The sequence below is a fragment of the Pseudoalteromonas sp. 19-MNA-CIBAN-0066 genome, assembly GCF_040308705.1.
Taxonomy (GTDB): Bacteria; Pseudomonadota; Gammaproteobacteria; order Enterobacterales; family Alteromonadaceae; genus Pseudoalteromonas; species Pseudoalteromonas nigrifaciens.
Genome location: NZ_JBEONZ010000475.1, coordinates 1 through 214 on the forward strand (window position 1 = coordinate 1; position 214 = coordinate 214).

At 46.7% G+C, this 214-nt stretch carries 1 protein-coding gene; it reads left to right on the forward strand.

What is annotated here, in order from left to right; all coding sequences use genetic code 11:
* Window positions 1–212 (forward strand): zinc ribbon domain-containing protein (locus AAEZ18_RS19880; RefSeq protein WP_350595976.1); only part of this gene is annotated, 212 nt, incomplete at its 5' end.
* Between the last annotated feature and the right edge of the window lie 2 nt (window positions 213–214).

Consider the following 214-nt stretch of genomic DNA (forward strand, 5'->3'; position numbering starts at 1 on the left):
AAGCTGAGTGGTACGGTCGAACTGTAGTTAAGATTGATAAGTGGTATCCAAGCTCTAAACGCTGTAATTGCTGCGGTTACGTTGTCGATTCCTTGCCGTTACATATCCGCAAATGGTCGTGTCCTCAATGCTTTAGTGAGCTAGACCGCGACATAAATGCGGCACTGAATATTAAAGCTGTCGGGCAGACAGTGTTAGCCTGTGGAGCGTAAGT